Below are 22,442 nucleotides of genomic sequence, written 5' to 3'. Positions count from 1 at the left end.
GTGTAGCAGACAAGTTTGCAAAAACGGTTCGGGCGTTAATCAACTTCCTTGTAAATCTTGTCCTTTCTGGCGTGGCGCTTGCATAGCTCGACCTGATTTATCAAAATCCTTCCTTCGGGTGGGATTGGCAGAGGGGGCACACATGATCCAGGAAACGCGCGAGACACAAATACTGGATGCGGCCGAGGCACTTTTAACGCGCTATGGTCTGCGCCGGGTCACGATGGACGATGTGGCAGAAGCCGTGGGGCTGTCCCGCCCGGCTGTTTATCAATATTTCAGCTCGAAAAGTGCGCTCATCACCGCAGCTCTGACGCGGTTTCAAATGCGCGTGCAGGAACAGGTCGAAACGGCGCTCGCATATGACGGTCCACTGTCGGAGCAGCTAAAGCGCGCCATCATGGCACGCGACGGTCTCTATCTGGAACAACTCCTCTCTGCGGGCCAGATCCCATGGTATCTGAACACGGGCAATTCAGATATCGCCAAAGCGTTTGAGGCCGCGCAGGAAGACTATCAGGTGATGCTACGCAGGCACATGTTCCGGGGCGGCGTATCGGCTCAGTCTGCGAAGGTTGCAGCGCGCATAATCATCTCTTCTTCGGCCGGCCTTATGTCTATGGTGTCCAGCCAGAACGAGTTCAGCGATGATCTCGATGAGTTTATTGCGCTGATACTCAACAAGGTGACCCCGCGCGGTCAGTCCGAGGGGACGGTGGATGCCGGTTTCGGTGATGACGCCGCCTCACGGATCGTAATGTAGAGCGTTGAAGCAACAATGATTGCCGCGCCGAGCCAGATAAGCGGGCCCGGAAACTCCTGAAAGATCAGCCAGTCGACGACGGCAGTCATCGGCAAGCGAAGATAATCAATCGTCGACAGGAATGACGCATCACCCTTGCTCATGCCGGTGATATAGCAGCTCTGCGCAAGAAGCCCCGCAAGCGCCATCAGGCCGATCAGCCCGACATCAGCAAGATTATGAGGGTTTTCCCACTGCATGATCGCCACTGGCAGCGTCAGAATAGCGGAGAGCAGATTGGCATAGGTCAGCAGGACCAGCGGCGAGTGAAACCGCGATAAAGTCTTCACCAGAATAATCGCGCCACCAAAGCAAAGCGCAGAGCCAAGCGCCAGAATAGAGCCAATCTCCATATCCGCGCTCGGCCGCACCATGATGAGAACGCCTATGAAGCCGATCGCCGTCGCCATCCACCGGCGCGGCCCGACCTGCTCTTTCAGAAGAAAATAGGCAAGAATTACAATGAATAGAGATCGTGAGAACGAGATCGCATTGAACTGGGAGAGCGGGATGCCAAACTCCTGCGAATAGGCATAGAACGCCAGCAGAAAACCCGCCGTTCCAAACAAGCTCCTGATAACAATGAGCCCTGCATGCTTTGTCTTAAACTTGGAAAGCGGCATGCGCATCAAAAGAGGCGCAACCCAGACCAGGGCGATCACCGAACGGTAGAAGGCCAGAAGGCCCGGCTCATAACTTCCACTCAATAATTTCCCGAGCGCGACATGGGCGGTAAAGAGAATTCCCGAGAGAAACATCCAGAGCGCAGCTTCATACTGGCTTGATGTACGCCGCAGGAAAGTGAATGGTGATGAGAACATGATCGTCTTTACCCCATCTGAACTAGAGCAGATAGATGCTCTGTGGCGCGCCTGCCCGATAGACCATGTCTGGACCGGCTGGGCGTTTCCGGGCAATTGCGATGATGAGGTCTGGATTTTCCGCAACAAGGCGAACTGGCGGCGCTTTACGCTCTGCAAATCCCGCACGGCTTATTACATTTATGATGAAAAGCGCCGGATCGTTGCGAAAGCCCCGTCTCTTGAAGACCTGCTTCTCAATGTAGATGCCGTACCAGGCATCAACGATCCGCTTCCATTCGACTAATCGCACATCGAATATTTGCCGGTCAGGCTGTTTTGCGCCCTGAATCGCAAAAAGCACCAAAAGGCGTCTCGATATGAGACGCCTCCGGGTGGAATAGAAAGTCTGGTTAGACTTGTCTTAGTAGCCGGTTGAGCAGACGCAGCCACCACCAACATTCAGGACAACCTGATTAGCACGGATTGTTTCGTACTGAGTTGGTGCTGTTACTGTTTCTGTTACCGGGTTGTAGCGAACAACTTCGATTGGCTGGACGCGTGTTGTGACGATCGGCTGAACGATCTCACGGCGTGTTACTGCGTTGAAGTATGTTTCGCGGTAATCTTCGCGGCGAACCTCGTTAACCTGCGGAATGTAGTTCACGCGGGTTTGTGGGATCTGAGCTTCGATCACACGGCCTGGCAGGTACTCAGTTTCGTACACTGTTGGCGCAGTTACTGTTTCTGAACGGCCACGGATAACCTGACGCTCTACCGGCTGAACAACTGTGACTTCAACTGGCTGAACGATGTTACGGGTTACGCGGTCAACATAAACGTCGCTGACTTCGAGAACTGTGCGGTCCTGGTACTGAGGAATAACGTTTTCCTGAACCTCTGGACGTGGGCCATATTCTGTACGGCCTTGCAGGTACTGCTCACGGTACTCAACTGGCGCTGTAACAGTTTCAGTTTGTGGGCGAAGGATACGACGCTCGATCGGCTGAACGATTGTGCGCTCAACTGGCTGAATGATATCACGCTGAGTTACAACGTCGATCACTTCGTCAGTATACTCTTCAACAACAGTCTCAGTCACATCAACAGTCGTGAATTCGTCTACAGTCGGGTTTGGTGCCGGAATGACACGAACTGGCGCTGTACGGGTCTGGTACTGAGTTGGTGCAGTTTCTTCAACAACAACCGGACGGTCGATGCGGCGCTGAACTGGTACAACAGTTGTACGAACGACAGGCTGGATGACGTCGCGGCGCGCGACTGCATCTTCGTAACGCTCAGTGATTTCTTCGCGTGTTTCGAATGTTTCCTGCGGGATCACTTCTTCTGTGATTGCTGGAACAGTGTCTTCATCGACGATCACCGGAAGAACTTCTTCTTCATACTGGACCGGTGCAGTTTCAGTGACCGTGCGGCCATCGATAACCTGACGGGTAACCGGCTGGATGAGTGTGCGCTCAACCGGCTGGATGATTTCGCGTGATGTTACAGCGTCGATGAAGGTTTCAGTTTCCTGAACCTGTGTGCGCTCTGTCACGACTTCATTGACGTTCTCACAGCAGAGCTCGCTGGAAACAGCGATTTCGCTTTCAGCGCCCATATACTGGATGTCTACGTCGTTCGGGTTGATCTGAGCGCTGGCCTGACCGGACCGTGCGAGAAGATCAAGAATTTCTTGTTCAGTTAGAACGCGGGCTTCGCCACTCAGTGCGTCATAATCTACGCCGCCTACGCCGCCATCGTTTCCGGCCCAAGCCGGGATAGCGGTCATAGCAAGCATGCCTGCGATCATCAGACCATTTGCTAGTTTCATTTCTATTCCCCTTTGACCCTCGTCAGGCCATGCCATCACTAAATTTGCTCAACTGTGCCAAACTGGCCCAGACGAAACCCCCGTTGCAGGTCTCGTGCCCCTTTACATTTTTATTTTTAGAACAGCCCTCGCCCTCATCCAAAAGCTTTCCCCCAATTGGAGAGTTTTGACTGGAGTATAATACCTCAGCTTTCCTTCAGATTAACGAAATTTTAGCCAAGAAAGAAAGCATAGAGAGAAAAAAACTCTAGTTTTTTGAGTCATCTGCATGCATTTCGAGCCGTTCCTGCAGCCTGGCACGCACAGATGGCCATTCATCCTTCAGAATCGAAAAACACGCGATATCACGGCGTGTTCCGTCCAGCATCCGCACATAAGACCGGAAAATCCCCTCTTCCCGCGCCCCCAATTTACGGATTGCGGCACGTGATGCGGTGTTCGCAATGTCAGTTTTGAACTCAACGCGCAGTGCACCCCAGTCGAAGGCACGTCCCAGAAGGAGAAGTTTCGCCGATGGGTTGATCGCTGTTCCGCGTGAAGATGGTAAATACCAGGTGTGTCCGATCTCTAATCGGCGGTGATGGCGTGATATCGACAGAAATGCCGTGACGCCCACAAGTGCATCTGTGGCACGGTCAATGACCGCAAATGGCACAAAATGGTCTTCGTGCGCTTCTGCCAGATATGTGTCGAAATAGGTTTCCAGACGAGTTCCGGACGGCCGATAGGGCATCCAGCTCCACAGCGCGTCTTCCGTCGCCGGGCGCAAAAGCGCGTCTTTATGGTCTGCGGTCAGCCGTTCGAGGCGGACCACATCATTCTCCATACTGTTGGACAGTTTTGTCATTGCCCACCCCCGTTCGGGAGGAAAAACACGAGAGGACGGGCAATGTCCAGAAATGATTAAGCCGCGTTAACGTCTGCTTCCACGCTGTTGCGGATCAGGAAGTCAAAGGCTGAGAGAGAAGCTTTAGAGCCTTCACCCATTGCAATGACGATCTGCTTATAAGGTGTCGTGGTACAATCACCGGCCGCCATAATGCCCGGAACATTGGTTTCGCCGCGTGCATTCACCTCGATCTCACCGCGAGGAGAGAGCTCAACGACGCCTTTCAGCCACTCCGTGTTTGGCACGAGGCCAATCTGAACGAAGATGCCTTCCAGATCGATCTGATGATCGGTATTTTTGACACGGTCTTTATAAGTGAGAGCCGTGACCTTCGTACCGTCGCCCAGAACTTCTGTTGTCTGCGCATTCGTGATGACTTTCACATTCGGCAGAGAGAAGAGCTTACGCTGCAGAACCGCATCGGCGCGAAGTTCGCTCATGAACTCGATCAGAGTGACTTCGGCAACGACGCCAGCGAGGTCAATTGCTGCCTCAACGCCGGAGTTGCCGCCGCCAATGACTGCCACACGCTTACCTTTGAAGAGCGGGCCATCACAGTGCGGGCAGTAGGCCACACCTTTATTCTTATACTCGTCCTCGCCTGGCACGCCCATCTGGCGCCAGCGCGCACCGGTAGAAAGCACGATGGTACGGGATTTCACCGACGCGCCATTCTCAAGTTTAACCTCGATCAGGCCGCCCGGCTCGGCCGCCGGCACAAGCTCTGTCGCTTTCTGAAGGTTCATAATGTCGACATCATAATCCTTCACGTGCTGCTCAAGGGCAGCTGCGAGCTTCGGACCTTCTGTGTGTGGTACGGAGATGAAGTTCTCGATGCCCATAGTATCAAGCACCTGACCGCCGAAACGCTCAGCGACAACGCCCGTGCGAATACCTTTACGCGCGGCGTAGACTGCGGACGCGGCACCAGCCGGGCCACCACCGACAACCAGAACGTCAAAGGCAGACTTTTCAGCAATCTTCTCAGCTTCGCGCGCCGCAGCGCCCGTGTCGATTTTGCCCAGAATTTCTTCAAGGCTCATACGGCCCTGCGCAAATTCCTCACCATTCAGAAGAACTGTTGGCACCGCCATAACTTTGCGAGCTTCGACTTCATCTTTAAACAATGCGCCATCAATAGATGTGTGCGTAATATTGGGGTTCAGAACGCTCATCAGGTTCAGAGCCTGAACAACGTCAGGGCAGTTTTGACATGACAGAGAGAAATACGTCTCGAAATGCAAAGGCTGCGCTGGTTTGAGCGCTTTCACCTGATCGATCACGTCCTGTTCGACTCGCGGCGGGTGACCACCAACCTGAAGAAGCGCAAGAACGAGAGATGTAAACTCGTGGCCCATTGGCAGGCCAGCGAAAGTGACAGCGACGCCAGGGTCATCCTTGCGTACGATCTCGAAAGACGGCGTGCGCTTGTCAGCGGACGGCGTGCCATCGGTCAGCGTTACTTTATCTGAAGCTTCCGCGATATCTGCGAGCAGGCCTTTCATCTCGGAAGATTTTGGCTGCGCATCCGCATAAGCGATCAGTTCAATCGGGGTACGCAGGTTTTCCAGATAGGTTTTCAGCTGCGTCTTCATTCCAGCATCAAGCATGATGGGTCTCCATGTGATGGGTCGGGGACGACCGAAAAGGCCATCCTAAAGAAAGTCTCAGGCCATTGGCCGAAGATCAGGCCCCTGCGATGAGGGGCCTGATGTCAGGCCAATGGCAACTGGCACACCGGGAAGGGGTGGGGGGACGTTGTGCCAGCGCCATTGGTATCGACGGCTTAGATTTTGCCGACGAGGTCCAGTGAAGGAGCAAGCGTTGTTTCGCCTTCTTCCCACTTAGCTGGGCAAACTTCGCCTGGGTTGTTGCGAACGTACTGAGCAGCTTTTGTCTTACGCAGAAGCTCAGCAGCGTTACGGCCAACACCTTCAGATGTGATTTCCATGAACTGTATGATGCCATCCGGATCGACGAGGAATGTCGCACGGTCAGCAAGGCCAACGCGTGGGCGCATTACGTCGAAGTTGTTTGTGATTGTGCCGGACTGGTCACCAACCATGTAGTAGTTGATTTTGCCGATCGCTGGCGATGTGTCGTGCCATGCTTTGTGCGAGAAGTGTGTGTCTGTAGAAACAGAGAAGATCTCGACGCCGAGGTTCTGGAATTCGCCATAAAGGTTTGCGAGGTCTTCGAGCTCGGTTGGGCATACGAATGTGAAGTCAGCTGGGTAGAAGAAGAAGATCGCCCATTTGCCACGCACGTCAGCGTCTGAAATGTCGACGAACTGACCTTCTTTGAATGCTGTCGCGTTGAATGGTTTAATCTCTGTGTTGATGAGAGCCATGAAGTGATCCTTTCTCGGTTGGCTGGATACAGAATGCTATATGGTCGAGCTTGCTGCATCACACAAATTTATAATATTTATACTTGCGATAGGTTGTCTTTATCGCAGATGCCGTAGAGGCAGCGCCTGAGTAATAAACTCGGGATAGTCTGGAATTATTCTCGGTATATCGCGGCGCAGCGAAAGGATATTCTGCATATCGCCAAATATTGGAAATATCCGACTATTCAAAAATTATTGAAATACATTCCACTTCGCGGCAATGCAGCATTCTTGATTATTTCTCCAGATGCCATAAATTTTTTCTATGATTCTTCCATCACTCAGACAGCTCCAGTTTCTTGATGCGCTCGCAAGAGAGCGCTCCTTCTCACGTGCCGCCGAAAGCATGCATGTCACCCAGCCAACGCTCTCAACGGCGATCCGCGAGCTTGAGGGTATTCTGGGGGTACAGCTCGTCGAGCGCGAAGCGCGCGGCGCGACACTGACCGCCACCGGCGCAGAAGTCGTAGATCGGGCGCGTAGTCTTCTTTCAGACGCCGAAGATCTTGTGATTGCGGCCAAAGGGGCAGGCGAGCCGCTTTATGGTACGTTCCGCCTTGGCGCGATCCCGACAATCGCGCCCTTCATGCTACCGCGCGTGATGAAGCATCTGAAATCCAAGTTTGATCATCTGACACTCTATCTGCGCGAAGAACAAACCGCACGTTTGCTGGATGATCTGCGCGCACGACGTCTCGATGCCGCGTTGATCGCGCTGCCATATGATGCCACGGGCATCGATTCCATTCCTGTTTTTGATGATGAATTCCTGCTGGCTGCTCCAAAGGGGCATCCGCTCGGAAAAGACGGCGCGCTGCAGCCCGAAGACCTCGCGCCCCATGATGTACTGCTTCTGGAAGACGGCCACTGCCTGCGTGACCACGCGCTATCTGTCTGTCAGATGCCAACTGTACGCGATGGCGGGGAGGTGAGCGCTACCAGCCTGCATACACTCATCCAGATGGTAGATGGTGGGCTGGGCGTATCACTTATTCCAAAGATTGCCGCCGATGCCGGCATTGGAAATGGGCTTGATGTCAACATCCGTCCATTCTCGCCGCCAGCGATCGGCCGATCCATCGGTGTGGCATGGCGCGCAGGGTCTTCGCGAGAATCCGATGCGCGCATTGTTGCGGAAGAAATCCGCTCTCTGTTTACGCCGGCTTATCCTGCTTCAGCAGCCTGACCAGCTTAGGCAAACGCCAGGCGAGCCAAAACGCGCCGACAATATTTCCTAATAGGAACAAGGCAATAATAATTGGCGCTGACAGTTTTACTTTTTCCGTCAGTGCGATAGGCACGGCAAGAAGCGCAAAACCGATATAGAGGTCCGCAAGGCTGACCTTGCCCCATGCCAGACCACCGACAATGCCAAACTCATTAAGGAAATGGCCGTTTGTACCCGCCCAGACACACATCAGGGCGAGGGCAATACCAAGGCCGGCAATCGCAATTCTCAGCAGCGTCATTTGAGGCATCCTTTAACCGTTACGTCTGTTTACGCTTCAACGCGCTGATCGGTTCAGCCCTTGAAGCCCGCATCAAAGAAAGCTAGCGGTTTTAGCCTGTTTGAACCGAAAGACTGGCCGTGGCGGACGCATTCCAACTTCCCATTGATGATGTGCTGGATGATATTTCCGCTGCGCTGAAAACCGGCAACCGGCTCGTACTCGCTGCGCCGCCAGGCGCCGGTAAAACGACAAAAGTTCCACTACATCTTCTTGGCTCTGACTGGCTCGGCAACAGGAAAATCATTATGCTTGAGCCACGCAGGATCGCCGCGCGGCGCGCCGCCGAGCGTATGGCCAACATGCTTGGAGAACGGGTCGGTGAAACGGTTGGTGTGCGATCACGCCTCGATACGAGAGTTGGACCAAAGACAAAGATTGAAGTCGTCACCGAGGGTGTGTTCACCAATCTCGTCACACGCGATGCTGAACTCAGTAACTATGGCGCTGTTCTGTTCGACGAATTTCACGAACGCTCTCTGGACGCAGATATCGGCCTCGCCCTCACGCAACAAAGTCAGGACTATCTGAACGAGGATTTGCGGATCGTCGTCATGTCCGCGACGCTCGACACTGAAAAGGTCGCTAGCGTTTTGAAGGCACCAGTCGTCCAGTCCGAGGGCAGGGCTTATCCGGTTGAAACGAAATATCTCGGGCGTACGCAGGACAGGCTGGAAGACCAGATGGCTAAGGCCATTCGCAAAGCGCTGGCTGCTGAAACAGGATCAATTCTCGCATTCCTTCCGGGCGCTGCGGAGATCAACCGGACGGCTGAGCGTCTTGGTGGCCTTTCAGACGACATCATGATCTGCCGGCTTTATGGCGCGCTACCTCCCAAAGAGCAGGATGACGCCATCAAGCCGCCCCCCAGCGGCAAGCGCAAAGTCGTTCTCTCGACTGATATCGCAGAGAGCTCGCTCACCATTGAGGGGGTGAGGGTGGTTGTTGATAGCGGATTTGCCCGTGTACCGGTCTATTCACCCAATAGCCTCGGCGCGATGCTCTCCACGGTGAAAGCCTCCATCGCGAATGTTGACCAGCGACGCGGACGCGCCGGCCGGACCGAGGCGGGTGTGTGCTACAGGCTGTGGCACGAAGAAGAAAATCGCGGTCTGCCAAAGGCACCCACGCCGGAACTCCTCAATGCCGATCTCAGCTCAGCATTATTGCGTCTGATCGAGTGGGGCGACCACAACCTTTATGACCTCAACCTTCTGGACTATCCACCGCGCGGGCATTTTGCGGCGGCCCTCGATATGCTGAAGCGGCTGGAGTTCATCGACGCAGATGACCCGAACAGGCTGACACCGAAGGGCCAGAAAGCCTCCGGAATGCCGCTTCATCCGCGTCTGTCTTCGGTCATTCTGGCAGCAGAAGGCGACGGAGAAAAAGCGCTCGCCGCCCAGGTCGCCGCCATGCTTTCAGAACAGGGCGCAGGCGGGCGATCTGATGATTTGTCTTCGAGGGTCTCGTCTTTTCAGCGAGATAGTTCCAAACGCGCCAACTCTCTAAAAGAACAGGCAAAGCGCTGGGCAGGCGTCAAAGCCATCCCATCCGGAAATGCCGCAGACATTATCGCGAAAGCCTGGCCGGACCGGATTGCCAGGCGTCGCAAAAGCGATCCGAAACGCTACCAGCTTGCGGGAGGAGGGGGCGTCAAACTTCCGGATAACTTCACGCTTGAAGGAAGTGAATGGATTGTCGTCTGCGAAACGGGCGGCCAAAGCGGAAGTGAAAGCATAGTCCGTCTAGCGGGCGCGCTCGATGAGCGGTTGGTGCGCAGCGTTCTCACCGAAGCCGAGCGCGACTTTGCCGAGTTTGATCCGAAGTCCGGCAAGGTGAAGGCACGGCGCCAGAAAACGCTTGGCGAAATCGTAATGTCCGAAACGCCACTGTCCCAACCGGATAATACGACGATCGCAGAGGCGTTGCTCAGGGCGGTGGAAGAGAATGGCCTCTCCTCACTTCCCGGATATGACACCATCAAGGATCACGTTTCCAGACTGGGCTTCTTCTATTCCGCATTTCCCGAGAAAGCCCCGAAGACTGGAGGCACGCCCGAGGCGTTAGAAGCAGAGCTTATATCGTCGGCGTCGGACTGGCTGGTGCCACATATTGAAACGCATGGCCTGAAAGGTATCGAGGCGGGCTCGCTTCGACGCTATCTGGATGACACAATCGATTGGGAACTCCGCCAGGCGCTGCAAACAGCGCTACCCGCCAAATGGCAGGCGCCGTCAGGTCGCAACGTTGCTATTGATTACGCGGATGAGAAAGCGCCGCTCGTCTCGGTTCGGGTTCAGGACCTTTATGGCCTTAAAACGCATCCAACGATTTGTGACGGGCGCGTGCCGATGACTTTGAGCCTTCTGTCTCCGGCACAGCGACCTGTCGCCATCACAAAGGATTTGCCGGGCTTCTGGTCTGGCAGCTATTCCGACATGCGTAAGGATATGAAAGGCAGATATCCGAAGCATAACTGGCCGGAAGATCCGGCAAGCGCCACACCACCACCGCCGCGCAACCGAAAATAACGGCTTGAGTCTGCGCTCGGACCACGTCAGCCTGTCCGGATTGGGAGACAAAAATGGAAAAACGCAAACTTGGTCGTACAGACCTGATGGTCAGCGCGTGCTGCCTCGGAACAATGACTTATGGCGAACAGAATACTGAGGCCGAAGGTCACGAGCAAATGGATTACGCTGTCGAGCGCGGCGTGAATTTCTTCGATACAGCCGAGCTTTATGCCATTCCGCCAAAACCGGAAACGCAAGGCTCGACAGAGCGCATTGTCGGGAGCTGGATGAAAGCGCGCGGCAATCGCGACAAAGTCATTCTCGCTACCAAAATTGTCGGCCGGTCTGAAAACACCTGGTATCGCGACGACGTAGACATGTGCCGTATCAACAAGGCGCAAATCGACGAAGCCGTTGAGAAGAGCCTTAAGCGTCTACAGACCGATTATATTGATCTCTATCAACTTCATTGGCCTGACCGTGTCGCGCCGATTTTCGGCGGCAAACTGAAAGCCAAGCACTACAATATTTCATACGAGCCATTTGAAGACATTCTCGAAGCGCTCGATGCCCACGTGAAGAAGGGCAATATCCGCCATATAGGTCTATCGAACGAGACACCATTCGGCGTGATGCGCTTTATTGCCGAAAGCGAAAAGCGCGGCCTGCCACGCGTTCAATCCATCCAGAACGCCTATAATCTGGTGAACCGCACCTTTGAAGAGGGGCTTGAAGAAGTCTGCATGCATGAGGATGTCGGGCTCCTGTCATACTCGCCATTAGGGCAGGGTTATCTGACTGGCAAATATCGTAACGGCGCTTTGCCTGAAGGCTCACGCAAAGCCTTGTTCCAACGTCTTAGCCGTTATGAGAAGCCGCACGCAGAAGACGCGATCAATTCCTACGTCGATCTGGCGGCAGAGAAGGGCATTGATCCGGGCCAGCTGGCGATACGGTTCTGCGACACAAGGCTTTTCATGGCCTCAACGATTATCGGCGCCACGACAATGGAACAATTGAAGACGTGTATTGATGCGTTTGATCTTGAATGGACTGACGATCTGGAAAACAGCGTGAACGAACTGCACGCGCGCCAGCCAAATCCGTGTCCATAAATCGCAGCCTACCTACTTGCCGACTTTCTAATGCTGGATAAGGTGGTGATTGGGCAATCGCTCAACTTGGTACGGGCTAGACGGGGAGTGATCCAAATGGCCGATATTGCACCTTACGTAGACAACGTGAAAAAGTATGCGAAAGCATATAACGAAACTGCACTGCAGAAGATTGTAAACCATCTCGGTATTGCACTTCGCAACCGCGACTCGTCTCTGGTTTCCTGCTCTGATCCGTCCGAGCTGGAACGTGTGCGCGAAAAGTGGCTGAAGAAGAAGTTTGAACTGACTGACTCTGACGCTGATCTGGACGCTGCAATTCAGGAAGTCTGCACAGTGATGAAGGACGAGAAGGGCAATAAGTCCCGCGTCACATTCTACTACATTCTCGCTGAGAAATACGGCAAAATCGACATGCTCGCTGGCTAGGCTTGCATAGCATTGATCAAAGAAAACCCCTGCCAACGCGGGGGTTTTTTATTGTTCTGATTTATGTTTTCGCCAGATCGCAAAGATACGCGGCCCGTCAACGAGATAGCGCTTCCACATGCGCTTCGGCTCGCTCAGCAGGCGATGAAGCCATTCAAGACGCGCATTGCGCATCCAGAGCGGCGCACGCTCGACCCGGCCTGCCAGGAACTCAAGGCTTGCGCCACAACACAGGGCCACACCTTTACCGCGACCAAGACGCAGCGCCTCACGGGCGACCATCTCCTGTTGCGGGGACCCGACACACAGAAAGGCGAAACGTTCGTTTTCGCTGGCAAGAAACTCTGCGGCCTTGCGGACTTCATCCGACTTATTGCGAAGACCCATAGGCGGATTGTGCCAGGCAACATTTGCGATGCCATAGTCTCGCGCCAGCGATTCAATAATCCCTTCATCGCCGCCAATCACAACGATCTTCTCATCGGAATTAATGTGATCACGGATCAGCGCTTCAACAATGTCTGCGCCCGGCGCAGCAGGAAGCTCCTTACTTTCAAACTTGGCGAACAGCTCAAGGATGCGGCTATCACACACCAGCATGCCTGCGTCTGTATAGAGCGGACGAAGATCAGGCTCCGCATCGAGGCGAACCATATGATCGACATTCGGTGTGACCAGATAAGTGAAGTCGCAACCGCGATCCGCGCGGCGCACAATCTCGTTTACCGTGCCTTCGGTATCCAAGGGATCGAAGATAAGACCCATAAACTCTATCCGTTCAGGGTCGACAGCAAAATCAGCGGCAGTTGCAGAAGTTAGTTCCATACTGACGTCATGGCAGAAAACAAGGAAATTAGCGTTTCGGGTAGTCGGAGAATTTACATAAAATTCGGAGAGTTTTCCTCCGCATTACATGCCCCGAATAGGCTGACGTTCCTGAGGTTCATCCACCTCGCCGCGCTTCTTCTTATTGTCCATGCCATGCTTACGAAGAAGGCCGCGGAACTGGTGATAGGTGAGCCCAAGATAGTCGGCAGCTTTACCCTGGTGTCCCTCACTCGCCTTTAGCGCAGCCTCTACCAGACGCACTTCATATAGCCGGATCTCGGTTTCAAAATCGAGGCCGTCCTCCACGGGCGGAACATCGAGACGCAGGTCTTGAACCGGGCCTGATTGAACCGGTTTGGCAGACGCTTGCCTGGCTTGTGGGCGAAAGGGCGATGAAAACGGGTCAATCGCATCTTCTGAAAACTCGATATAGCTTTCAGGATCCATATGGAGCGAACGGTGCGTGATCCGCTCGGCGACATTTTTAAGCTCCCTCACATTGCCCGGCCAATCATGCGCTTCCAGCTGCAAAATTGCAGATGGAGAAAAGCCCGTAAACGGAAGCCCCATTTCGCGAGCCATCTGGCTGCCGAAATGGTCAGCGAGAAGCGAGATGTCCTCTATCCGGACCCGTAAAGGGGGCAAGGTGATCACATCAAAGGCAAGGCGGTCGAGAAGGTCGGCGCGAAACTTACCGGCCTCCACCGCCGCTGGAAGGTCGATATTCGTCGCTGCAGTCACTCTGACATCGCATTTGAGCACATGCTCGCCGCCAAGGCGTTGAAACTCGCCATACTCGACGACGCGCAACAGCTTTTCCTGCACACGATCAGATGCCGTGGCGATCTCATCCAGAAAGATCGTGCCGCCATCAGCCTGTTCGAACCGGCCAATCCTTCTGGAACTGGCCCCTGTAAACGCGCCCTGCTCATGCCCGAACAGTTCTGAATCCAGCAACTCATCAGAAAGCGCAGCACAGTTCACTTTAATAAACGGTCCGTTCCAGCGCTTCGACAGGAAGTGAACGCGCTCGCCAATCAGCTCCTTACCCGTACCTCGCTCCCCGATAATCAGGATTGATCGGTCCAGCGGGGCAATGAATGACGCTTTTTCCAGCGCCTCCAACCATTCAGGGCTTTCGCCAATTGGTGAAACAGGCTCAATCATTCGTCAAAACTACCATAATTATTCGCTAAATAGCTAATTTTATTTCGTCGATATTACTAAATTTGTATAACGAAACGTACTAGAGAAATTTTTTATATAATAAAAACAGTGGTCTATAACATTAATTCAAAACTGGCACGCCCTTTGCAAATTGTAGGACAGCTCAGCGGCTAAGGGGGCCGCAAGAAAAGGAAGAGAGACATGAGAGACTATGAAGCAAACAGCCAATCCCGACGGGATGACACGCTGCAAGATCGCTTCAGCCGTTTCACAGGCTGGTTGTCACGTCGTCCGATGGAAAGCTGGGGCTTCTTTATCGCCGGTGTGATCGTCGCACGCATTCTCTTCTAAACGTAATTTATCAAGGAGACCGACTATGGGACTGTTTTCCCGCTTCGGAGACATCGTAAACTCAAACATCAACGCCATGCTCGACAAGGCGGAAGATCCTGAAAAAATCGCGCGTCTGATGATCCAGGAAATGGAAGACACGCTGATCGAGGTTCGTACTGGTGCTGCCCGCGCTATGGCAGACAAGAAAGAAATGGAACGCGAAATCGCGCATTTCGAAACGGTTGCCGCTGAATGGGAAGCCAAAGCAGAACTCGCTATTGATAAAGGTCGTGAAGATCTGGCTCGTGGCGCGCTGCAAGCGAAACAGAAAGCTGCTTCAGAGATTGCTGCGCGCAAGGAAGGCCTTGCTGCTGCAGAGGAAGCTTTCGCAAAGCGCTCTTCCGATCTCGAAAAGCTTCAGGCCAAGCTTGATGAAGCTAAAGCCAAACATCGCGCACTTATGATGCGTCGTGAAGCTGCCGAACATCGCATCCGCGCCCGTTCGCGCACATATGACTCCCGCGTTGATGACGCGCTGGCACGTTACTCTGCCGTAGAGCGTAAAGTCGACGAGATGGAAGCCTATGCTGACACGATCAAAGGCTATGAGCCTTCGCTCGAGCAGGAATTCGCCGACCTCGCACAATCTGACGAAGTCGAAAAAGAGCTCGCTGAGCTGAAACGCCGTAAAGGTGTTCAGACAACTGCGACGCCTGAGACAACTAAAAAAGACTCTGAGGAGTAATCATTATGGCAATGCCGTTTCTTGTCCTCACCGGGATCATGACAGTGCTGACAGCACCTGGTCTCATCGCTAACTATCTGAAGGACCGCCGTGAGCGGACTGCAGTAACCACCGAAAAGGGCGAACTCAATGCCTGAGGAATTTATCGCAATCGCCATCGTCGGCATGCTCTTCATAGGTTTCCCGGCCGTGCTGTTTCATTACATCACGATCTGGCGGAAGCAGAAGACGCTCCAACCGGACGATGAGCGAATGCTTGAAGATCTCTGGCGATCAGCGCGCGCCATGGAGCGCCGCATTGAAAGCCTCGAAGCCATTATCGACGGTGAAGTGGAGCGGACTAACAACCGCTCCGACAATCTCCGCGATGACATTTACAGGAAGAACTAATGCCACATCGCAGACGACATGATGACGACTATGGAAAGTGGAGAAACACTTTCCACCGTGGTCCGGAACGTGATGAGCCTTACGACTACAACGGGTCACCTAACCCGAAACGCCTCTACCGGTCTGTTCGTGACAAGGTCATTGGCGGTGTCTGTGGCGGCATTGCTGACCGGTTCGGCTGGGAACCATCCCTGGTCCGTATCGCCACTGTCCTTTCCTTTTTCCTGTTCGCAGGACCGCTGATCATCATCGCCTATATGGTGATGTGGGTTATCCTGCCGACACCACCAAGGAATGCACCATCACTCAGCCCGGATGAAGAAACATTCTGGCGCGGCGTTTCGGATCGACCAACGATCACATTCTCCAACCTGCGCTACAAATTCATGGATCTCGAAGATCGCCTTCAATCCATGGAGCGCGCAGTTACCTCGGACGAGTGGCGTCTTCGCCGCCAGTTCCGTGACCTCGAAAAAGGTCAGTAACCTAACTCACCACCGTTTGTATCGAAGGGGCAAACAATGTTTACGGGAAGATCATCAAACGGAACAATGACGGGCATGTTCGTAATGGGCGCCGCCATCGTTCTCACCGCCGCAGCCGTACTCTCAGGACGTTTCCATGTTCAGGCTGCCGGACTGGACGTAACAATGGGCACACATATAGACCGCGGCTTCGTAGTCCAGATTGACGGGCTCGATTGCCCGGGTGCTGATTGCCCAGCGTTCGCATTCGACTGGTCGCTCGCAACACGCGGCTAGTCAGTTATCTGCCCCTTCCGGATCGCCCGGACCAGGAAACGAACAGGAGAGACAATCTCCTGCTCTGACCGGGCGAGAGGAAGCGGCCGCCCCAGCGCCTGAGATACAATCAGGTCCGCCAGAAGGGGCGCAAATGTGAAGCCGCGGGCACCGAGCCCTGCGATCACATACACGTCACCATCAGAAACAGCTCCCCCCTTAACGGGTGCGCCATGCTGAAGCGGCGCAAGATTTAAGAGCGTTTCAGACCGGTCAAACCAGCACCCCGCAATTGGAAAACGGTCCGGCGTTGTCGCCCGAACCGATGCGCGCGAGACGAGCTGTGCCTCGACAAGAGTGCCAGCCCAATCAGGCGCAAGCGAGCCAAGCGCTTCGATATTATGAGTGCGTGCCTCACCAGTTACTGCTGGCGCATCACCCTCAAAGCCCTCAAACGTCGCGCCGAATAGCAGATCGCCACCTTTCCTTAGCGCATAGCTGCCGGATGCAATTGCCAGTGCTTCTTTGTCTTCAGATACAGATTCAGCGAGCTCCACCTGCCCGGTTTTTCCGGCAATCCATTCAGCCATTTCCGGCAACAGACCAGAAATCAGGTGTCCCGCCGAAATGACAATCAACGTCTTTTCGTCAGATTTGCCACAGATCGCCTCGAGCGTTTCAACAGACTGATTCCAGCGACAATCAATACTGGGATGATCAAGCAATGCAGCCACCAGCTTTGCTGGCTCCACCAATGCAGCGCCATGATGGATCAGCGATACAGGTTCTTCATCACTGAATGACAGGCGTCCGTCATTCAGCGGCGGATCTTCTGCAAGCTTTGAAAAGCGTTTAATTTCCGCGTCGCTCTGAGGCACCTGCGTAACACTGACTTCGTGCGCAAAGTCCGGCGCATATTGCGCATAAAAGGATAGCGCATAGAGATAACTCTGAATGAGAAAGCGGGCCTGCGGCGTGTCTGCCGCATCAAGGCGCGGCATCACAAGACCATATGGATTACCGCTGGCGCCGGAGGCAGGTCCCTCAGCTCTGTCGATGACCGTTACCGATAAACCGGCCTCTGCAAACTGGCGCGCGACCGAGGCGCCGCCAATTCCCGCACCCATGACAATGACGCGTTCAATCTCGCGTTTCGGCACATGCCGCAAGAATATATCCGGCTGGGGATCGCACGGAGCGTTGTCCGGATAGATCGCCTCGAGGCGTTCGCGCTTCCGGCCAAATCCCGGCTGTTTAGACACCTCAAAACCTGCGGCGGCCAATCCACGTCTCACATGGCCCGCCACCGTATAAGTGCCAACGAGGCAACCAGGTTTTGCATGGTCGCCGAGACCCTTGAGAATGTCTTCAGACCACATGGCTTCATTCTTGGCAGGGGCAAACCCGTCCAGAAACCAGGCGTCCGCCTTGAAATCAACCAAGTTGAACCAGTCAGCGGCATCGCCAATAAAAATGCTGAGGCTGATGCGCCATTGCGGAAATACGATGCGCTGCAGGCCGATAGTCTGTTCAGGCCAGCTCGCAAGCAGCTGATCAGCGTAGATCTTGAGTTCCGGCCAACGCGCCAGTGATCTGCGCGCATCTTCAGCCGCCATCGGATGCTTCTCAACCGTCAGAAAGTCGAGCCAGCCATCGCTTCGCCGCTCAGATCCGAGCCATAAATCGACCAGTGCAAGAAAGTTCAGGCCGGTTCCAAAGCCTAATTCTGCAATAGTGAAGCTTTTTTCGTCTCGCCACCGATCTGGTAACCCGCAAGCGCGAAAGAAAACCGCGCGAGTTTCTTCCAGCCCGTCACTGCGCGAGAAATATACGTCATCGAATGCAGTCGCGACGGGGGTTCCGTCGTCTTTCCAGTCAAGATTCGGGCGTGAAGGCAGGCGTGTCATGCCGCCCCTTTATCAGAGAATTCTGAAAACCGGGAGATGAGGTTTAAGGACGAAGCGACGCAAGAACGGCCTGAGCCGATTTCATAGCAAGAACGTGCGGTAACGGCCCACGCATAAGGATCAACCGGTGCCATACTGCGCCAAACAATGTCTCACACACAGCATCAGGGTCATAATCCCTGCGGATACGACCTTTGGATGCAGCTTGCGCCAGCACATTCTTCATCGGCTTACGAATGGTATTGTTGAACCAGGTCCTGAAAATCTCACCGGCGGCCGGGTCATCAGATGCTGCCAGCAGCGCGCTACGCAGAAGGTGAGCGCCGTCACCAACACGGGCAAGCTCGGAGAAGGGCTCGATGAATGCCGCGAGCTGCACATCAACGGGCTCATCAGGTTTGATAACCGGCTCGTCAATCATGCTGATTGCGGCATCGATTGCGATGGCGGCCACGGACGGCCACCAGCGATATACTGTTTGCTTGGAGGCTTTGGCCCGGCGTGACAGCCGGTCAGGGCTGAAAGCGCGCCAGCCATGCTCAATCAACTCTTCACGCGCAGCAGACAAGATGGCCTGACGAGAGGCTTCGCTACGCTTCGGCCCTTCGCGCCGAACGGAAGTCGTTTCTGTAGGTCCATCAGATTTCATATTGCGCCCTGCCCCGTATGGCCTGCCCCAAGCCATTCTGCACAATGTATCATACAAACAGCCGCTTAACTGAGTCTGTTCAGCAGTTGATTCTCGTTTCAGGGGATTGGCGTGGCAAAATTGCACTCATTCAAGGCAGTTATAGATATGGACTGACCAGCGCCCAGACGACAGAACCCGCCATCAGAGTGGCGGCGCACACATAGAATACGCGCGCGAACTTCGGTTCAGAGAATTTATGTGAAAGCAGACGTGCGCCGCTGCCGTAAATGCTCAGGCCAAACAGCTCGGTCGCTGTGACCGTCAGAACCATAATAATTACTTGCGGAATGATCGGGGCATCAACATTGAAAAATGCCGGCAGCAGACCGCCGAAAAAGACCAATGCATTCGGATTGGCTAGCTGTAGCCCAAAGCCACGCAGGAACAGGCCGGTGATGCGGCCCGTTTTGATGAAGTTCTGGCCCTTCGGCTTGAACACATCAGTTACTTCATCTTCGAAGTTTGTATCGACGGGTTGCGTTGCCGTCGACCAGGCAAGCCAGAGCACAAAGCCCAGCCCGACAAGCTTTAGAACAAAAAATCCGTTTGGAAATTGTTCAGCCAGCGCACCGGCACCAGAGGCTGCGAGCGTAATCCATACGACATTCGCAGCGCAAATACCGAGCCCGCTCACCAGAGATAGCCAGAAGCCGTAACGAAGCGACGCTGCGATAACAAGCATTACGGCCGGACCAGGTGTTAACCCGCCGGCCGCAAACAATACAATCATGGATGCCCAGAGGCCGAATTCCATGTCAGCCCCTCAGGTATCAGAGCTTATTTGGTTTCCGCGTAACGCGCGATGGATTGCGCGATCAGCTCTTCAGCTTTCTCACGGCCGTCCCAGCAATCAACCTTCACCCATTTGTTTGGCTCAAGGTCTTTATAGTGCTCGAAGAAGTGCGTGATGCGCTCGAGAATGACATCTGGCAGATCTTCTTTTTCGTGAACCTTGTCATAGAGACGGGTCAGTTTTGCGTGTGGAACTGCAAGAATTTTCTCGTCTGGACCGCCATCGTCTTCCATCAGAAGAACGCCAATCGGGCGCACGCGCAGAACGGAACCTGGAACCAGAGCGCGGCTGCCATAGCACATGACGTCGATCGGATCGCCGTCGAGGCTCAGCGTGTGTGGTACGAAACCGTAGTTACACGGGTAACGCATAGAGGTGTAGAGATAGCGATCGACGAACATCGCGCCGGAATCCTTGTCGATCTCGTATTTGATCGGCTCACCACCCAGCGGAACCTCAATCACCACGTTTACGTCTTTTGGTGGGTTTTCCCCGCTGGAAATCTTGGAAAGATCCATAATGCGTCCCTCTTTTACGCGTCTTGTCTATATGGCTTCCCTCTAGCCGCGCAGCAGGTCGTGCGCAAGCGCAACAAAAGGCGTAGAGGGAAGTTTATTCAGGCTTTGTCTAAATTCTGCGCCAGTTGATGCACCCTAGCTGGTTAACGCCTCCGATACACCGGACTTAAAGCCGCGGCTTCGGCAAAGATAATTTGAAAATGATGGCGAGTGCGCGAAGCGTGAATGCCGCCGCAAATCCAGCGGCAAATGCAATGCTCTCATTCACATTGAAGTAGATCAGCGCAGCAAACACCATTGCCCCGAGAAGCCCTGCTGTCGCGTAGATGTCTTCCTTCAGAAGCAGAGGATCACGGTTTGCCACGACATCACGAATGAGACCACCAGCAGATGCCGTCATCACACCCATAATCAGAATGATCAGATAATCATGGCCAAGGTCGGCGGCTTTAGCCGCGCCCGTTACCGCAAATAGTGCGAGACCCACAGCATCCGCCCATCTGAGCGGCTTGAAGCCTTCCAGCGCATTGGCAAAGAAAAACGCTGCCAGTCCGCCTGCCATAGCAAGCCAGAGCGACAGCGTATCTTCAAGCCAGAATACCGGCGCGTCGAGGATGAGATCACGCAGGGTTCCACCCCCGACAGCGGGCAGAAATGCGAGCGTGATAACACCGAAAAGGTCCATATCCTTACGGACCGCGGCTATGCCTCCTGAGACAGCGAATACAAATACGCCGATCCGGTCCGCAAAGGTGAGGATCAGATCAGGAGACACATCCATTGTGCTGCCTAGCGACGGTTGCGCGCTGCAAGTGTACGCAGACGAAGCGCGTTCAGGCGGATAAAGCCCTCAGCGTCTTTCTGGTCGTATGCGCCTCCATCGTCTTCGAATGTAACGAGCAGATCGTCGTACAGAGAGTATGGTGAGCGACGACCAGACACGATGACATTGCCCTTATAGAGAACGAGGCGGACTTCACCGGCCACTTTTTCCTGGCTCTTGTCGATCAGGGCCTGAAGCATTTCACGTTCCGGCGCGAACCAGAAACCATTATAGATGAGCTCTGCATAGCGCGGCATCAGCTCGTCTTTCAAATGGCCTGCATTGCGGTCGAGCGTGATGGATTCCATAGCACGGTGTGCCTGCAGCAGAATTGTGCCACCCGGAGTCTCGTACACGCCGCGGGATTTCATGCCCACGAAACGATTCTCAACGAGATCGATGCGGCCAATGCCATTATCATGGCCGAGCTTGTTCAGCGCAGTCAGCATTTCAGCTGGCGACAGCTCTTTGCCGTTGAGCGTTATTGCGTCGCCTTTTTCAAACCCGATGACAATTTCAGTCGGTTCGTCAGGCGCATCCATTGGCGACAGAGATCGCTGGTGGACGTATTCAGGCGCTGCTTCCCACGGATCTTCCAGAACTTTACCTTCAGAAGACGAGTGAAGCAGGTTCGCATCAACTGAGAACGGCGCTTCGCCGCGCTTGTCTTTCGCAATCGGAATCTGGTGCTGTTCAGCAAATTCCAGAAGCGCTTCACGGCTTTTGAAAGCCCATTCACGCCATGGTGCAACAACGCGAATATCCGGGTTCAGCGCGTAAGCCGAAAGCTCGAAACGAACCTGGTCATTACCTTTACCAGTCGCGCCGTGTGCAATTGCGTCAGCGCCCGTTTCTTCTGCGATCTCAACAAGACGCTTCGTGATCAGCGGGCGCGCAATAGATGTTCCCAGCAGATATGTGCCTTCATAAACAGCGTTCGCGCGGAACATCGGGAAGACGAAATCGCGAACAAACTCTTCGCGCACATCTTCGATATAGATGTTCTCGTCCTTAATGCCGAGAAGCTGGGCTTTGTCTCGTGCCGGACCGAGCTCTTCACCCTGACCAAGGTCTGCTGTGAAGGTTACGACCTCACAACCGAACTCTGTCTGAAGCCATTTCAGAATGATCGACGTATCGAGACCACCGGAATAGGCGAGGACGACTTTTTTCGGGACGGTGCGGTTAGACATTATTTCCTACTTCTAAGTTGGATTATGGC

Annotated in this window: 26 protein-coding genes; 12 read left to right on the top strand and 14 right to left on the bottom strand. The window is 54.2% G+C overall.

Annotated elements, in window-relative coordinates; translation table 11 throughout:
• Window positions 1-142: 142 nt before the first annotated feature.
• Window positions 143-763, top strand: a complete 621-nt coding sequence (locus G523_RS0104430) for a TetR/AcrR family transcriptional regulator (RefSeq protein ID WP_022693825.1) — start codon at window positions 143-145, stop codon at window positions 761-763.
• Here the strand turns inward: G523_RS0104430 and G523_RS0104425 are convergent.
• Complete coding sequence (locus tag G523_RS0104425; protein WP_022693824.1) at window positions 700-1,623, bottom strand: DMT family transporter; 924 nt, start codon at window positions 1,621-1,623, stop codon at window positions 700-702. The two genes, G523_RS0104430 and G523_RS0104425, sit on opposite strands and share 64 nt — an antisense overlap.
• On the opposite strand from G523_RS0104425, the gene G523_RS0104420 reads away from it, so the two are divergent.
• Window positions 1,622-1,909, top strand: a complete 288-nt coding sequence (locus tag G523_RS0104420) for a hypothetical protein (RefSeq protein ID WP_022693823.1) — start codon at window positions 1,622-1,624, stop codon at window positions 1,907-1,909. The two genes, G523_RS0104425 and G523_RS0104420, sit on opposite strands and share 2 nt — an antisense overlap.
• A 117-nt stretch (window positions 1,910-2,026) precedes the next feature.
• Here the strand turns inward: G523_RS0104420 and G523_RS0104415 are convergent, their stop codons facing one another.
• From G523_RS0104415 to ahpC, 4 genes are all read right to left on the bottom strand, one after another.
• On the bottom strand, window positions 2,027-3,436 hold the full coding sequence (locus G523_RS0104415) for a hypothetical protein (protein WP_022693822.1): 1,410 nt from the start codon (window positions 3,434-3,436) through the stop codon (window positions 2,027-2,029).
• Between the two features lie 247 nt (window positions 3,437-3,683).
• A complete protein-coding gene (locus G523_RS0104410; RefSeq protein WP_022693821.1) occupies window positions 3,684-4,283 on the bottom strand; it encodes a GNAT family N-acetyltransferase in 600 nt (199 codons plus the stop codon).
• Between the two features lie 56 nt (window positions 4,284-4,339).
• Window positions 4,340-5,935 carry an alkyl hydroperoxide reductase subunit F gene (ahpF, locus tag G523_RS0104405; RefSeq protein WP_022693820.1) on the bottom strand — a complete coding sequence of 532 codons (1,596 nt, stop codon included), beginning with the start codon at window positions 5,933-5,935 and terminating at the stop codon, window positions 4,340-4,342.
• A gap of 176 nt (window positions 5,936-6,111) precedes the next feature.
• Entirely contained in the window at window positions 6,112-6,675 is a 564-nt protein-coding gene (ahpC, locus tag G523_RS0104400) for an alkyl hydroperoxide reductase subunit C (protein WP_022693819.1), read from the bottom strand.
• Between the two features lie 307 nt (window positions 6,676-6,982).
• On the opposite strand from ahpC, the gene G523_RS0104395 reads away from it, so the two are divergent.
• On the top strand, window positions 6,983-7,903 hold the full coding sequence (locus tag G523_RS0104395; RefSeq protein WP_022693818.1) for a hydrogen peroxide-inducible genes activator: 921 nt from the start codon (window positions 6,983-6,985) through the stop codon (window positions 7,901-7,903).
• Here G523_RS0104395 and G523_RS0104390 read toward each other — a convergent pair.
• Window positions 7,872-8,186: a hypothetical protein gene (locus G523_RS0104390; protein WP_022693817.1), complete on the bottom strand. Its 315-nt coding sequence runs from the start codon at window positions 8,184-8,186 to the stop codon at window positions 7,872-7,874. The two genes, G523_RS0104395 and G523_RS0104390, sit on opposite strands and share 32 nt — an antisense overlap.
• 119 nt (window positions 8,187-8,305) lie before the next feature.
• Here G523_RS0104390 and hrpB point away from each other — a divergent pair, with 119 nt between their 5' ends.
• The 3 genes from hrpB to G523_RS0104375 all read left to right on the top strand — a co-directional run bounded on the left by hrpB (window position 8,306) and on the right by G523_RS0104375 (window position 12,285).
• Window positions 8,306-10,759 (top strand): ATP-dependent helicase HrpB, encoded by a 2,454-nt coding sequence (gene hrpB, locus G523_RS0104385; RefSeq protein WP_022693816.1) that lies wholly within the window; start codon window positions 8,306-8,308, stop codon window positions 10,757-10,759.
• A 53-nt stretch (window positions 10,760-10,812) separates the two neighbouring features.
• Window positions 10,813-11,856: an aldo/keto reductase gene (locus tag G523_RS0104380; protein WP_022693815.1), complete on the top strand. Its 1,044-nt coding sequence runs from the start codon at window positions 10,813-10,815 to the stop codon at window positions 11,854-11,856.
• A gap of 96 nt (window positions 11,857-11,952) precedes the next feature.
• A complete protein-coding gene (locus G523_RS0104375; protein ID WP_022693814.1) occupies window positions 11,953-12,285 on the top strand; it encodes a DUF2853 family protein in 333 nt (110 codons plus the stop codon).
• A 48-nt stretch (window positions 12,286-12,333) separates the two neighbouring features.
• On the opposite strand, the gene G523_RS0104370 is transcribed toward G523_RS0104375, so the two are convergent.
• Together G523_RS0104370 and pspF are read right to left on the bottom strand one after the other, a co-directional pair.
• A complete protein-coding gene (locus G523_RS0104370) occupies window positions 12,334-13,110 on the bottom strand; it encodes a WecB/TagA/CpsF family glycosyltransferase (RefSeq protein ID WP_027441450.1) in 777 nt (258 codons plus the stop codon).
• 84 nt (window positions 13,111-13,194) lie between these two features.
• A complete protein-coding gene (gene pspF / locus G523_RS0104365) occupies window positions 13,195-14,280 on the bottom strand; it encodes a phage shock protein operon transcriptional activator (protein ID WP_022693812.1) in 1,086 nt (361 codons plus the stop codon).
• A gap of 201 nt (window positions 14,281-14,481) precedes the next feature.
• On the opposite strand from pspF, the gene G523_RS21130 reads away from it, so the two are divergent.
• From G523_RS21130 to G523_RS0104335, 6 genes are read left to right on the top strand one after another with little or no spacing between them, the layout of a single operon-like run.
• Window positions 14,482-14,631 (top strand): hypothetical protein, encoded by a 150-nt coding sequence (locus G523_RS21130; protein ID WP_022693811.1) that lies wholly within the window; start codon window positions 14,482-14,484, stop codon window positions 14,629-14,631.
• A gap of 25 nt (window positions 14,632-14,656) precedes the next feature.
• Window positions 14,657-15,358, top strand: coding sequence for a phage shock protein PspA (gene pspA, locus G523_RS0104355; protein ID WP_022693810.1), 702 nt, complete (start codon window positions 14,657-14,659; stop codon window positions 15,356-15,358).
• A 5-nt stretch (window positions 15,359-15,363) separates the two neighbouring features.
• On the top strand, window positions 15,364-15,495 hold the full coding sequence (locus G523_RS21265; protein WP_022693809.1) for a hypothetical protein: 132 nt from the start codon (window positions 15,364-15,366) through the stop codon (window positions 15,493-15,495).
• Window positions 15,488-15,748, top strand: a complete 261-nt coding sequence (gene pspB, locus G523_RS0104345) for an envelope stress response membrane protein PspB (RefSeq protein WP_022693808.1) — start codon at window positions 15,488-15,490, stop codon at window positions 15,746-15,748. Before G523_RS21265 ends, pspB begins: the two co-directional genes overlap by 8 nt.
• Entirely contained in the window at window positions 15,748-16,233 is a 486-nt protein-coding gene (gene pspC / locus G523_RS17935) for an envelope stress response membrane protein PspC (RefSeq protein ID WP_022693807.1), read from the top strand. Before pspB ends, pspC begins: the two co-directional genes overlap by 1 nt.
• A 36-nt stretch (window positions 16,234-16,269) precedes the next feature.
• Entirely contained in the window at window positions 16,270-16,509 is a 240-nt protein-coding gene (locus G523_RS0104335; protein WP_155802580.1) for a hypothetical protein, read from the top strand.
• Here G523_RS0104335 and mnmD read toward each other — a convergent pair.
• The 6 genes from mnmD to G523_RS0104305 all read right to left on the bottom strand — a co-directional run bounded on the left by mnmD (window position 16,506) and on the right by G523_RS0104305 (window position 22,413).
• Window positions 16,506-18,395 (bottom strand): tRNA (5-methylaminomethyl-2-thiouridine)(34)-methyltransferase MnmD, encoded by a 1,890-nt coding sequence (gene mnmD / locus G523_RS0104330; RefSeq protein ID WP_022693805.1) that lies wholly within the window; start codon window positions 18,393-18,395, stop codon window positions 16,506-16,508. The two genes, G523_RS0104335 and mnmD, sit on opposite strands and share 4 nt — an antisense overlap.
• A gap of 43 nt (window positions 18,396-18,438) precedes the next feature.
• On the bottom strand, window positions 18,439-19,044 hold the full coding sequence (locus tag G523_RS0104325; protein WP_022693804.1) for a TetR/AcrR family transcriptional regulator: 606 nt from the start codon (window positions 19,042-19,044) through the stop codon (window positions 18,439-18,441).
• A 139-nt stretch (window positions 19,045-19,183) separates the two neighbouring features.
• Window positions 19,184-19,840, bottom strand: a complete 657-nt coding sequence (locus G523_RS0104320) for a LysE family translocator (protein WP_022693803.1) — start codon at window positions 19,838-19,840, stop codon at window positions 19,184-19,186.
• A 23-nt stretch (window positions 19,841-19,863) separates the two neighbouring features.
• The gene (gene ppa / locus G523_RS0104315; RefSeq protein ID WP_022693802.1) at window positions 19,864-20,397 is read right to left on the bottom strand and encodes an inorganic diphosphatase; all 534 of its coding nucleotides are present in this window, start codon (window positions 20,395-20,397) and stop codon (window positions 19,864-19,866) included.
• 166 nt (window positions 20,398-20,563) lie between these two features.
• Window positions 20,564-21,178, bottom strand: a complete 615-nt coding sequence (locus G523_RS0104310; protein WP_022693801.1) for a trimeric intracellular cation channel family protein — start codon at window positions 21,176-21,178, stop codon at window positions 20,564-20,566.
• A gap of 8 nt (window positions 21,179-21,186) precedes the next feature.
• Window positions 21,187-22,413 (bottom strand): argininosuccinate synthase, encoded by a 1,227-nt coding sequence (locus G523_RS0104305; RefSeq protein WP_022693800.1) that lies wholly within the window; start codon window positions 22,411-22,413, stop codon window positions 21,187-21,189.
• Window positions 22,414-22,442 lie beyond the last annotated feature (29 nt).

The sequence above is a fragment of the Ponticaulis koreensis DSM 19734 genome (assembly GCF_000420665.1).
Classification (GTDB): Bacteria; Pseudomonadota; Alphaproteobacteria; order Caulobacterales; family Hyphomonadaceae; genus Ponticaulis; species Ponticaulis koreensis.
Note: the sequence above shows the minus strand (reverse complement) of the source record. Positions and strands in the feature narration are given on the sequence as shown.

What these genes read in the sequence shown, in the direction of transcription:
- G523_RS0104380 (WP_022693815.1), top strand. Translation starts at nt 10,813, where the DNA reads ATGGAAAAACGCAAACTTGGTCGTACAGACCTGATGGTCAGCGCGTGC.
- G523_RS0104420 (WP_022693823.1), top strand. Translation starts at nt 1,622, where the DNA reads ATGATCGTCTTTACCCCATCTGAACTAGAGCAGATAGATGCTCTGTGG.
- ahpC (WP_022693819.1), bottom strand. Translation starts at nt 6,675, where the DNA reads ATGGCTCTCATCAACACAGAGATTAAACCATTCAACGCGACAGCATTC.
- G523_RS0104410 (WP_022693821.1), bottom strand. Translation starts at nt 4,283, where the DNA reads ATGACAAAACTGTCCAACAGTATGGAGAATGATGTGGTCCGCCTCGAA.
- mnmD (WP_022693805.1), bottom strand. Translation starts at nt 18,395, where the DNA reads ATGACACGCCTGCCTTCACGCCCGAATCTTGACTGGAAAGACGACGGA.
- G523_RS0104305 (WP_022693800.1), bottom strand. Translation starts at nt 22,413, where the DNA reads ATGTCTAACCGCACCGTCCCGAAAAAAGTCGTCCTCGCCTATTCCGGT.
- ahpF (WP_022693820.1), bottom strand. Translation starts at nt 5,935, where the DNA reads ATGCTTGATGCTGGAATGAAGACGCAGCTGAAAACCTATCTGGAAAAC.
- G523_RS0104390 (WP_022693817.1), bottom strand. Translation starts at nt 8,186, where the DNA reads ATGACGCTGCTGAGAATTGCGATTGCCGGCCTTGGTATTGCCCTCGCC.
- G523_RS0104335 (WP_155802580.1), top strand. Translation starts at nt 16,270, where the DNA reads ATGTTTACGGGAAGATCATCAAACGGAACAATGACGGGCATGTTCGTA.
- G523_RS0104325 (WP_022693804.1), bottom strand. Translation starts at nt 19,044, where the DNA reads ATGAAATCTGATGGACCTACAGAAACGACTTCCGTTCGGCGCGAAGGG.
- pspA (WP_022693810.1), top strand. Translation starts at nt 14,657, where the DNA reads ATGGGACTGTTTTCCCGCTTCGGAGACATCGTAAACTCAAACATCAAC.
- G523_RS0104320 (WP_022693803.1), bottom strand. Translation starts at nt 19,840, where the DNA reads ATGGAATTCGGCCTCTGGGCATCCATGATTGTATTGTTTGCGGCCGGC.
- G523_RS0104425 (WP_022693824.1), bottom strand. Translation starts at nt 1,623, where the DNA reads ATGTTCTCATCACCATTCACTTTCCTGCGGCGTACATCAAGCCAGTAT.
- pspC (WP_022693807.1), top strand. Translation starts at nt 15,748, where the DNA reads ATGCCACATCGCAGACGACATGATGACGACTATGGAAAGTGGAGAAAC.
- G523_RS0104375 (WP_022693814.1), top strand. Translation starts at nt 11,953, where the DNA reads ATGGCCGATATTGCACCTTACGTAGACAACGTGAAAAAGTATGCGAAA.
- G523_RS0104370 (WP_027441450.1), bottom strand. Translation starts at nt 13,110, where the DNA reads ATGGAACTAACTTCTGCAACTGCCGCTGATTTTGCTGTCGACCCTGAA.
- G523_RS0104415 (WP_022693822.1), bottom strand. Translation starts at nt 3,436, where the DNA reads ATGAAACTAGCAAATGGTCTGATGATCGCAGGCATGCTTGCTATGACC.
- pspF (WP_022693812.1), bottom strand. Translation starts at nt 14,280, where the DNA reads ATGATTGAGCCTGTTTCACCAATTGGCGAAAGCCCTGAATGGTTGGAG.
- ppa (WP_022693802.1), bottom strand. Translation starts at nt 20,397, where the DNA reads ATGGATCTTTCCAAGATTTCCAGCGGGGAAAACCCACCAAAAGACGTA.
- pspB (WP_022693808.1), top strand. Translation starts at nt 15,488, where the DNA reads ATGCCTGAGGAATTTATCGCAATCGCCATCGTCGGCATGCTCTTCATA.
- G523_RS21265 (WP_022693809.1), top strand. Translation starts at nt 15,364, where the DNA reads ATGGCAATGCCGTTTCTTGTCCTCACCGGGATCATGACAGTGCTGACA.
- G523_RS0104310 (WP_022693801.1), bottom strand. Translation starts at nt 21,178, where the DNA reads ATGGATGTGTCTCCTGATCTGATCCTCACCTTTGCGGACCGGATCGGC.
- G523_RS0104430 (WP_022693825.1), top strand. Translation starts at nt 143, where the DNA reads ATGATCCAGGAAACGCGCGAGACACAAATACTGGATGCGGCCGAGGCA.
- G523_RS0104395 (WP_022693818.1), top strand. Translation starts at nt 6,983, where the DNA reads ATGATTCTTCCATCACTCAGACAGCTCCAGTTTCTTGATGCGCTCGCA.
- G523_RS21130 (WP_022693811.1), top strand. Translation starts at nt 14,482, where the DNA reads ATGAGAGACTATGAAGCAAACAGCCAATCCCGACGGGATGACACGCTG.